The organism is Bradyrhizobium sp. F1.13.3 (genome assembly GCF_040548265.1).
Lineage (GTDB): Bacteria > Pseudomonadota > Alphaproteobacteria > Rhizobiales > Xanthobacteraceae > Bradyrhizobium.
Genome location: NZ_JBEPRI010000002.1, coordinates 216,963 through 225,597, shown reverse-complemented (window position 1 = coordinate 225,597; position 8,635 = coordinate 216,963). Strand labels below are relative to the sequence as shown.

General features: G+C 64.2%; 10 protein-coding genes and 1 pseudogene. 9 read left to right on the top strand and 2 right to left on the bottom strand.

Features of this window, described 5'->3' with window-relative positions:
• The first annotated feature begins 102 nt into the window (after positions 1 to 102).
• On the top strand, positions 103 to 1,515 hold the full coding sequence (locus ABIB66_RS05955) for a cytochrome ubiquinol oxidase subunit I (RefSeq protein WP_354254476.1): 1,413 nt from the start codon (positions 103 to 105) through the stop codon (positions 1,513 to 1,515).
• Between the two features lie 2 nt (positions 1,516 to 1,517).
• The gene (gene cydB / locus ABIB66_RS05950) at positions 1,518 to 2,501 is read left to right on the top strand and encodes a cytochrome d ubiquinol oxidase subunit II (RefSeq protein WP_354254726.1); all 984 of its coding nucleotides are present in this window, start codon (positions 1,518 to 1,520) and stop codon (positions 2,499 to 2,501) included.
• A 37-nt stretch (positions 2,502 to 2,538) separates the two neighbouring features.
• Here the strand turns inward: cydB and ABIB66_RS05945 are convergent, their stop codons facing one another.
• Positions 2,539 to 3,243 carry a TetR/AcrR family transcriptional regulator gene (locus ABIB66_RS05945; protein WP_354254474.1) on the bottom strand — a complete coding sequence of 235 codons (705 nt, stop codon included), beginning with the start codon at positions 3,241 to 3,243 and terminating at the stop codon, positions 2,539 to 2,541.
• Between the two features lie 167 nt (positions 3,244 to 3,410).
• Here ABIB66_RS05945 and ABIB66_RS05940 point away from each other — a divergent pair, with 167 nt between their 5' ends.
• The 5 genes and pseudogenes from ABIB66_RS05940 to ABIB66_RS05920 all read left to right on the top strand — a co-directional run.
• Positions 3,411 to 4,661, top strand: a complete 1,251-nt coding sequence (locus ABIB66_RS05940) for an FAD binding domain-containing protein (RefSeq protein WP_354254472.1) — start codon at positions 3,411 to 3,413, stop codon at positions 4,659 to 4,661.
• A gap of 29 nt (positions 4,662 to 4,690) precedes the next feature.
• Entirely contained in the window at positions 4,691 to 4,990 is a 300-nt protein-coding gene (locus ABIB66_RS05935; RefSeq protein ID WP_354254470.1) for a DUF485 domain-containing protein, read from the top strand.
• Positions 4,987 to 6,645 (top strand): cation/acetate symporter ActP, encoded by a 1,659-nt coding sequence (gene actP, locus ABIB66_RS05930; protein ID WP_354254468.1) that lies wholly within the window; start codon positions 4,987 to 4,989, stop codon positions 6,643 to 6,645. Before ABIB66_RS05935 ends, actP begins: the two co-directional genes overlap by 4 nt.
• 34 nt (positions 6,646 to 6,679) lie before the next feature.
• The gene (locus tag ABIB66_RS05925) at positions 6,680 to 7,093 is read left to right on the top strand and encodes a cupin domain-containing protein (protein WP_502918314.1); all 414 of its coding nucleotides are present in this window, start codon (positions 6,680 to 6,682) and stop codon (positions 7,091 to 7,093) included.
• A 58-nt stretch (positions 7,094 to 7,151) separates the two neighbouring features.
• A pseudogene (locus ABIB66_RS05920) lies at positions 7,152 to 7,431 on the top strand (SOS response-associated peptidase); the annotation flags it as partial.
• A gap of 1 nt (position 7,432) precedes the next feature.
• On the opposite strand, the gene ABIB66_RS05915 reads toward ABIB66_RS05920, so the two are convergent.
• Positions 7,433 to 7,930, bottom strand: a complete 498-nt coding sequence (locus ABIB66_RS05915; protein ID WP_354254464.1) for a hypothetical protein — start codon at positions 7,928 to 7,930, stop codon at positions 7,433 to 7,435.
• A 197-nt stretch (positions 7,931 to 8,127) separates the two neighbouring features.
• Here ABIB66_RS05915 and ABIB66_RS05910 point away from each other — a divergent pair, with 197 nt between their 5' ends.
• Positions 8,128 to 8,394 (top strand): hypothetical protein, encoded by a 267-nt coding sequence (locus ABIB66_RS05910; RefSeq protein ID WP_354254462.1) that lies wholly within the window; start codon positions 8,128 to 8,130, stop codon positions 8,392 to 8,394.
• Positions 8,395 to 8,403: 9 nt separating this feature from the next.
• A complete protein-coding gene (locus ABIB66_RS05905; protein WP_354254460.1) occupies positions 8,404 to 8,607 on the top strand; it encodes a hypothetical protein in 204 nt (67 codons plus the stop codon).
• The last annotated feature ends 28 nt before the right edge of the window (positions 8,608 to 8,635 follow it).

Genomic DNA, 8,635 nt, shown 5'->3' with positions numbered 1-8,635 from the left:
GTGCCTTGATGAAGGCTGCGGTTCGGGCGCCGGCCTCTCGAGGCGCCGGCGCCGTGTGGGCACCGCCGACAGGGCCGCAGCCGAGAAGGACGCGAGACCGAAATGGAAGTAACGCCGCTTGTTTTGTCACGGATCCAGTTCGCGTTCACGATCTCCGTACACATCATATTCCCGGCCTTCACGATCGGCCTCGCGGCCTGGCTCACGTTTCTGGAGGCCTGTGGACTGATCACCGGGCGGAAGATCTTCCGTCTTCTCTCCGACTTCTGGCTGAAGATATTCGGCGTCGCTTTCGGCCTCGGGGTCGTGTCGGGCATCGTCATGGCGTTTCAGTTCGGCACGAACTGGAGCGAGCTCTCGCGCCGCACCGGACCTATCCAGGGCCCTTTGCTGGGCTACGAGAGCTTCACCGCCTTCGCGCTCGAAGCCGCCTTCTTCGGCGTCCTGATGTTCGGGCGCGACCGCGTTCCCAGGTGGCTCTACTTCGTCGCGTGCCTGATGGTGGCCGTCGGTACGAGCCTCTCTTCGTTCTGGATCATGGTGAACAACACCTGGATGCAGTGGCCGACGGGTTATGCGATCCGAGCGGACGGCGTGTTCGTTCCGACCGACTGGACGTCCATCGTCTTCAACGAGGTGGTGTGGGTCAGATTTCCGCACATGATGTTGGCCGCCTTCGTGACCTCGGCCTTCTGCGTGGCCGCCACCGGCGCCTGGTATCTGTTGCGCAAGGAAGCCGTGGAGGAGGGCAGGGCGATGCTCACCATGGCCCTGCGGCTCGCCGCGATCCTGGTGCCGGTGCAGTTGTTCTTCGGCCATCTGGCCGGCGACTATGTGCACGACAAGCAGCCCGCCAAATTCGCCGCGATCGAGGGGCGATGGAACGACCAGCAGCCCGCGCGGGAAATCCTGCTGGCTTGGCCCGACGAAAAGGCGGAAACGAACCGCTTCGAGTTGGCGATCCCCTACCTCGGCAGTCTGATCGGATCGATGAACCTGACGTCCAAGGAGATCGGCATCCGGAGTTTCGCCAAGGACGACCGCCCTCCGGTGCTGATCCCGTTCTTCGCGTTCCGCATCATGGTGGGCTGCGGTCTCCTCATGCTCGCGATCGCATGGATCGGATCATGGCTCAGCCTGAGCGAGCGGATCCTGAGCGCCAGGCTGTTTCTATGGGCCACGTTCCTGTCCTTTCCGCTCGGATTCGTGGCCACGCTCACCGGGTGGTTCACCGCCGAAGTCGGACGGCAGCCGTGGACCGTCTACAACCAGCTGCGCACATCGGAGGCCGCAACGCCCTTCCTGACCAGTTCGCAGGTGGCGACCACCCTGGCGATGTTCGCTTCGATCTACGCGCTGATCTTCTGCTTCGGCACCTACTACATCTACATGCAACTCAAGGCCGGGCCGATCCCCGCACCCGCGCTTTCCCCGACCAGCACGAACGCCAAGCGGCCACTCTCGCTGTCCGGGGCCGGGCCGGGCGTGCTGCAGGGTTCGGAGGCGGGAGAATGAGCATGGTGGAGTTCTGGGCGGGCGCGTTGTCGATTTCGATCCTCCTTTATGTCCTGCTCGACGGTTTCGATCTTGGAATAGGCTTGCTGTTTCCGTTTGCGCCGGGGCAATCCGCCCGTGGGCAGATGTTGGCCGCGATCTCTCCGGTCTGGGACGGAAACGAGACCTGGCTGGTCATCGCGGGAACGATTCTTTTCGGTGCGTTTCCGATCGTCTACGCCACCCTGCTGCCGGCGTTCTATCTGCCCCTTTTCCTCATGCTGGGAGGCTTGATCCTGCGCGGCGTGGCGTTCGAGTTTCGCTACAAGACGCTTCGTTTCAGGTGGTTGTGGGATGCCGGATTCGTAGGCGGCTCGTACGTCGCGGCTTTCGTGCAGGGCACCACCGTCGGCGCGCTCGTCCAGGGACTTCCGATCAGGAACGGCATCTACGTCGGCGGTCCTTTCTTTTGGGCTTCGCCTTTCGCTTTCCTCTGCGGTCTCGGACTGTGCGTCGGGTATGCGCTCATCGGAGCGTGCTGGATCGTCGCGAAATGCGAGGGTGAGATCCGCAAATTCGCGCGCAGATCATTGCCTCCCCTGATGGTCGCCCTGCTCGGGTTCCTGGTGGCGGCGTTCTTCTACGCGCTGGTCGTCGATCTTCCCGTCCTGAGTCGCTGGACGGAGCGCCCGATTCTGTTGGCATTCCCGATGGTCGGCGCCGCCGCCTTCGCCTTGCTCGCCGTCTCCTTGAGAAGAGGATACGACGCGCTGCCTTTCATGTGCGGCGCGACGATCTTCGCCGCGGCATTCGCCACGCTGGCGGTATCGTTTCTGCCGTACATCGTGCCGTTCTCGATCACGATCCAGGACGCTGCGGCCCCCGAGGCTTCGCTCCGTTTTCTGTTCTGGGGGGCAGGACTGTTCGTCCTTCCTATAACCCTCGTCTACACCGGGATCGTGTACTTCCTGTTTCGGGGCAAGGCGGGAAGCGGCGAGTATTCCTGATCGGCCGCACCGGCAGCAGGGCGCGCCGGCGGTCGCTCTAGCCCGCCGCCTTCGCGGGGAGGATGGACCGCACGCCGCTGAGGAAGGTCGTCACCTTGGCGTCGATGATCGAATTGACGTCGGTTTCGAGCGGCATCGAGTAGATGAATTTGCGCACTCCGAGATAGAAGATCGCGGCATGGAGACCCCACACCATCTCGATCTCGAGAACGGTCGCCGGGACTTCGTCGGTCGAGGGACGCCCGTACTCGGTCCTGATCTCCTCGATCACGCGTTCGAACGCGCGCTCCCGCAACATCTTGAGATAGCGGGCATTCAACCCGAGGTCCCTCAGGCCCGCGAACATGAACAGACGGATCCACTCGTACGTGAGAATGACCTCGGCGTACTCCCGGTAAAAATGGATCAGTCGCGCCTTCAGCGGGACCGAGCGGTCGGTGATGATCTTCTCCCAGGACGGCTTCCATCGTCCGACGAAGACCTCCTGATAGACCCGCTCGATGAGAGCTTCCTTGCTGGGAAAGTAGCGGTAGAGCAGCGGCTGGGTGATGCCGAGACGCTTCGCAAGTTCGCGGGTCTGGCCGCCGAAGCCGTGCTCGGCGAAAAACGAGACCGCTTCCCGGGCGATGATGCTTTCCCGTTCCGACGGGTCCAGCCGCTGCGGCTCTCGGATCTGCGCTCGCGCGCGCGCTTTGCTGGGCTGCTTCACACCTGGATCTTCGCTCTGATGGCTCTTCAGCATTCCATATACCCGTTTTTCCGCCGCCGAGACCGGCGTCAGCCGGCGCACATTTTGTTGATCAATTGATAAATAGTAATTGACTTGCGTCAATGACAGACGCACTATTGATCAATCGATAAATAAGAGGTTGACGAAACCCGGAACATCGAAGGCAAGGGAGGTTGCTCATGACGGATTATGCCCGCAGGCGCGACGCGCAGCCCAAGGCTGTGGTTATCGGAGGCTCGATGGCCGGGCTGTTCGCGGCGTTGCTGTTGCGACGAGCGGGCTGGCAGGTCGAGGTCTACGAGCGCATTGGCGCCGAACTCGGCGGCCGCGGCGCCGGCATCGTCACTCATTCCGAATTGTTCGACGTGCTGGGCAGGGCCGGCATCGACACCGAGGCCGCCGCCGTCGGAGTGGTCGTTCCCGGCCGGCGCGTGCTGGACCTTTCGGGCCGCATCGCGGGCGAGCTCGGGCTTCGGCAGGTGCTCACGTCGTGGGGCCATCTCTATGGGCTGCTGAAGGCGGCGCTCCCCCCGGAGCACTATCACCACGGCAAGAACCTGGTCGATGTCACGGAGTCCGAAGAGCGGGTCGTGGCGCGTTTCTCGGATGGTTCGGAAGCTTCCGGAGACCTGCTGATCGGCACCGACGGCATATTCTCGTGCGTCAGAGACCGTCTCGCGCCCGGTGTCCGGCCCTCATATGCCGGCTACGTCGCCTGGCGCGGTCTGGTGAACGAGCGCGACCTGTCGCCCAAAACGCGCGCGGAGTTGTGCGACTGGTTCGCCTTCAGCCTTCCTCCCGGCGAGCAGATGCTCGGCTACCCCGTCGCCGGCACCAATGAAGAGATGGCTGTCGGAGAGCGCCGCTTCAATTTCGTCTGGTACCGGCCGGCGGACGCCGACGGCGGCCTGGCCGAACTCCTGACCGACGTCGACGGCGTCCGGCACGAATTGTCCATTCCGCCGACCGCGATCCGCTCCGACGTGATCGCCTCGATGCGCCGGGACGCGGAGCGATTGCTGGCCCCGCAGTTCGCCGAGGTAGTGCGCATGACCAAGCAGCCGTTCATACAGGCGATTCTGGATCTGGAGACGCCGCGTATGGCGCTTGGGGCCCGGACGGTGATCCTGGGCGACGCTGCGTTCGTCGCCAGACCGCACGTCGGGATGGGAGTGACCAAGGCGGCGGCGGACGCGGCGGCCCTGGCCGATGCGCTCGAGGCGCATCCGTCCGATCTGCCGACCGCGCTTTCGAAATTCGAGTCGACCCGACTTCCCTTCGGGCGTGCGGTCGTTCGCCGTGCCCGTCATCTCGGCGCGTACATGCAGGCGCAGATCGCGACCGCCGAAGAGCGCGCAATGGCGGAGTTGCATCGCAGCCCCGAAGCCGTGATGGCCGAGACCGCCGTCGCCACCGGCATAGCCGCCTAGATCACCGACAAAAGGGAGGACAGAACACAATGGACCTGCAAACGATACAGAACCACCCCTCGTTCAAGCAGCTTGCGAGCGAGCGAGCGCGCCTCGGCCTCGGCATGTCGATCGTCATGGCGGCCACCTACTTCGCCTACATTCTGACGGTCGCCTTCTGGCCGCGGCTGCTGGGACTTCCGCTCTGGAGCGGGACCGTCATTTCCTGGGGCGTAGTGATCGGGGTCGCCCTGATCGCACTCGGCTTTCTTCTCACCGCGATCTACGTGCTGCGGGCGAATTCCCGGTTCGATCTGCTCAGTCAGCACCTTTTGGAGGACCTTCGATGACGTCACGTTCAGCTTGCGGAGCCCTGCTGTCGGCTCTCTTCGCTCTTTTGTCCGACCCGGCGGCCGCGGACGCGCTGACCGGAGCCACCGGCATTCGGCAGAGCCTGAATGGCACGGCGATCGCCATGTTCCTTTGCTTCGTCGCAATCAGCCTCGCCATCACCTTGTGGGCGGCGAGACGGGGCACCAGCACCGCGAAAGACTTCTATGCCGCGGGAGGCGGCCTCAAGGGCGTCCAGAACGGGCTCGCGATCGCCGGCGACTACACGTCCGCGGCGACCTTCCTGGGCGTAACGGCGCTCGTCTATTCCTCCGGATACGACGGCATGATCTACGCGATCGGATTTCTGGTCGGATTTCCGATGATCCTGTTCCTGATCGCGGAGCCGCTGCGCAACCTCGGCCGTTTCACCTTCGCCGACGTGGCGGCATACCGGCTCTCCGAGGTACCCGTGCGCGCGGTCGCCGGGGTGAACACGCTCGTGATCGTCGTGTTCTATCTGATCGCTCAGCTCGTGGGGGCGGGCAAGCTGATCCAGCTGCTGTTCGGCCTTCCCTACATCTACGCGGTCGGCATCGTCGGCGTGCTTATGATGGTCTACGTCACCGTCGGAGGCATGCTGGCCACGACCTGGGTGCAGATCATCAAGGCGGTGCTCTTGATGTCGGGTTCGGTTCTGATGTCGTTCCTGATCCTCGCGCACTTCGACTTCAGTCTGGAGGCTCTCTTCCGCGAGGCGGTCGCCTTGCATCCGAAGGCCGACGCGATCATGGCGCCCGGCGGGCTCGTCAAGGATCCGATCTCGGCGATGTCTCTCGGATTGGCGCTGATCTTCGGCACGGCCGGGCTTCCGCACATCCTCATGCGCTTCTTCACCGTCAGCGATGCCCGGCAGGCTCGCACCTCGGTGCTGGTCGCGACAGGGTTCATCTCCATCTTCTACAGCCTGCTCTTCGTCCTCGGCTTCGGCGCCATCGCCATCGTTTCGGCCAACCCGCAGTTTCGCGACGCCTCGGGAGCGCTGGTTGGCGGCGTCAACATGGTGGCGCTTCACCTGGCGGACGCGGTGGGCGGATCGCTGCTGCTGGGCTTCATCTCCGCGGTGGCGTTCGCGACCATCCTCGCGGTCGTGTCCGGGCTGACGCTGGCGGGCGCTTCGGCGGCGAGCCACGACCTCTATGCCCGCGTGCTCCGCAGGGGCCGCACGAGCGAGCGGCAGGAGGTGTTTGTCTCCAAATGCGCCGCGGTGGCCATCAGCCTGCTTTCGATGGGGCTGGCCCTCGTGTTCGAGAACCAGAACATCGCCTTCATGGTGGGCCTGGTCTTCGCGATCGCCGCGAGCGCGAATTTCCCGGTCATACTGCTGTCGATCGTCTGGCCCGACCTCACGACACGCGGTGCGGTGAGCGGATCGATCGCCGGCTTGCTCAGCTCGGTGGGCTTGGTCGCCCTCAGCCCGGGAGTATGGACCACCACGCTGAAGCTCGGATCGGCGCCGTTCCCTTACGACAATCCGGCTCTGGTCTCGGTTCCGCTCGCCTTCGCCATCTCCTGGGCGGTGTCGGTGCTGGACCGCAGCGCGGCCGCCGCCTCCGTCCGGGCGGCGTTCGGCGCGCAACACGTTCGCGCCCAGACCGGGCTCGGCATCGAATAAAGCAGCGAATGACTGGATAGAGGAGGATACCGCAATGAGCGCAATCGTGACGGAAGAGGGCAGAAAAGCCTGGCCCGACTTCATCCGCGAGGACTTCGAGGCCAATCGATTCAGCGGCCGAGTCGGCACGCGGCTGCTGTCCGAAACGGATCGTGTGCGCGTGTGGGAAATCCGGCTGGCGCCGGGCGAGCGGATCGGATTCCATCGACACGTCCTGGATTACTTCTGGACCGCCGTGACGCCGGGGAGGGCGAAGTCGCACGCGGAGGATGGCACGATCGTCGAGGCCGTCTACTCGGCGGGCGAAACGCGCCATTTCGTATACGGCAAGGACGAATACAAGATCCACGATCTTCAGAACGTCGGCGCCGCCGACCTGTGGTTCACGACGGTCGAATTCCTCGACAGCGTCAACGCGCCTTTGGAGATCGACACCAAGCTCTCGTGACGGCACGTCTTCGCATCCAAATGCTCGCCAGCGAGGCTCACAGTGCCGCCGGCGCCGATTTGTCGGCATCTGGACAACTGGACGTCGGTTCGGAAGGTCAAGGAAGGGGGAGGACACCAATGACCTCTACGACCTCTACGCCTTCCTGACGACCGAGCCGAACGCAGAGGTCGGCGCCGTGCACCCTAAGGCGATGCCGGTGATCCTGACGACGCCAGGCGAAGTCGAGACCTGCATGGACCGTGCCTCCGGACGAGACCCCGCAGCGGCCGCTTCCGGACGGGGTGCTACGGATCGTCGCCCGCGGCGTGAAGGAAGACAGTATTGTGGCGGCTTAAGCTACCGGTCCTCGCACTCCTTCAGCTTCTGCACGACGGCTGAACTGTCCACCACCTTGCCGTTTCGACTGAGCGGCACGTAGGCGGCCTTCCGCCCGTCGGCGTCGGTCACCTCGATCACCTGGGGCATCGTGTCCGGGTATTCGCCGGCGTGCTCGCGCGTCTCGATCCGATAGCCCTCGAAACGCATGTCGCCGCCGTCCATCCCAGGATCCTGCGGGCGCTTCTCGCGTCGCATCGGCGGCAGGTCGGGGTCGGCGGCATTCGTCGGAGGAGAATTCCAGGATGGTTCGCCTCGATCGAGCACGCGCCGGAGTTCGGCGACGGCTTCTCCGCTGCTGTCGAGCTCTTCGACCGCCGCGACCACATCTTCGCGGTCGAGCACGCCGAGGAGTTCCTCGATGACCCTCTCGCAATCGCGCTCCCCCGGTTCGACGTAGCGCGCCAGGATCATCTGCGCCCTCCGGACGGCTTCCAGCACCTGGTCTTCCGCGGTCATACGCAACTCCACGCAACTCGCACCCGTCGATTCAATGAGGGCGACGGCGCCAAGTTCCCAGCTGACCGCCGCCCCGAAAATGGGGGAACACGTGGAAAAGCAGAGCCATCGCGATTGCGAATCCCTGGCCTGTGGTAGCAGCGCGGAACGCAAGGCGGTCCACAAGGATTCGTCGAGAGGCACCCGGAGGGATCTCGATGCTCATGCCAAGGGAAAGACGACCTTCCATCCGGACCGTGCGCGGCTGGGCCATCTCCGTGCTGCAGGAAGCCGGCGCCATCCGCCAATGCGAGGAGCACGGCTGGATGCAGGACCGCGCCGACCCGCATGCGCGCGAGCGCGCTATCGACATCGCACGTCAGGACCCGCCGCCGAGAACCTCTCTGGACGAAGCCGTGGCCGAAGTACGGGACGTACTGGATTCGATCGGCGACGCGTGTCCCGAGTGTCCGTCCGACGACTAGAAGGGATGGATGCTTCTGCTTGATTCAGGTCAATGGCGCCTTCTGACATCACCTCAAGGTCCGGTCATGAAGCGGCCGGTTCAGGCTCCTCCCAACGGCGGAAAAGAGACCAAGACGAAGCCTTCGCGCACGGAGGAGGCCCGCCGGGTTGTCGAGGAGTACGTGAAAGATCTGCTCGAGATGATCAAACGGCTTCGCGGCCGCCTTCATTGAGGCGCTTGCGCCGCCAGCGAGCCACCTA

What these genes read in the sequence shown, in the direction of transcription:
- ABIB66_RS05910 (WP_354254462.1), top strand. Translation starts at nt 8,128, where the DNA reads ATGCTCATGCCAAGGGAAAGACGACCTTCCATCCGGACCGTGCGCGGC.
- ABIB66_RS05955 (WP_354254476.1), top strand. Translation starts at nt 103, where the DNA reads ATGGAAGTAACGCCGCTTGTTTTGTCACGGATCCAGTTCGCGTTCACG.
- cydB (WP_354254726.1), top strand. Translation starts at nt 1,518, where the DNA reads ATGGTGGAGTTCTGGGCGGGCGCGTTGTCGATTTCGATCCTCCTTTAT.
- ABIB66_RS05905 (WP_354254460.1), top strand. Translation starts at nt 8,404, where the DNA reads ATGCTTCTGCTTGATTCAGGTCAATGGCGCCTTCTGACATCACCTCAA.
- ABIB66_RS05915 (WP_354254464.1), bottom strand. Translation starts at nt 7,930, where the DNA reads ATGACCGCGGAAGACCAGGTGCTGGAAGCCGTCCGGAGGGCGCAGATG.
- actP (WP_354254468.1), top strand. Translation starts at nt 4,987, where the DNA reads ATGACGTCACGTTCAGCTTGCGGAGCCCTGCTGTCGGCTCTCTTCGCT.
- ABIB66_RS05940 (WP_354254472.1), top strand. Translation starts at nt 3,411, where the DNA reads ATGACGGATTATGCCCGCAGGCGCGACGCGCAGCCCAAGGCTGTGGTT.
- ABIB66_RS05925 (WP_502918314.1), top strand. Translation starts at nt 6,680, where the DNA reads ATGAGCGCAATCGTGACGGAAGAGGGCAGAAAAGCCTGGCCCGACTTC.
- ABIB66_RS05945 (WP_354254474.1), bottom strand. Translation starts at nt 3,243, where the DNA reads ATGCTGAAGAGCCATCAGAGCGAAGATCCAGGTGTGAAGCAGCCCAGC.
- ABIB66_RS05935 (WP_354254470.1), top strand. Translation starts at nt 4,691, where the DNA reads ATGGACCTGCAAACGATACAGAACCACCCCTCGTTCAAGCAGCTTGCG.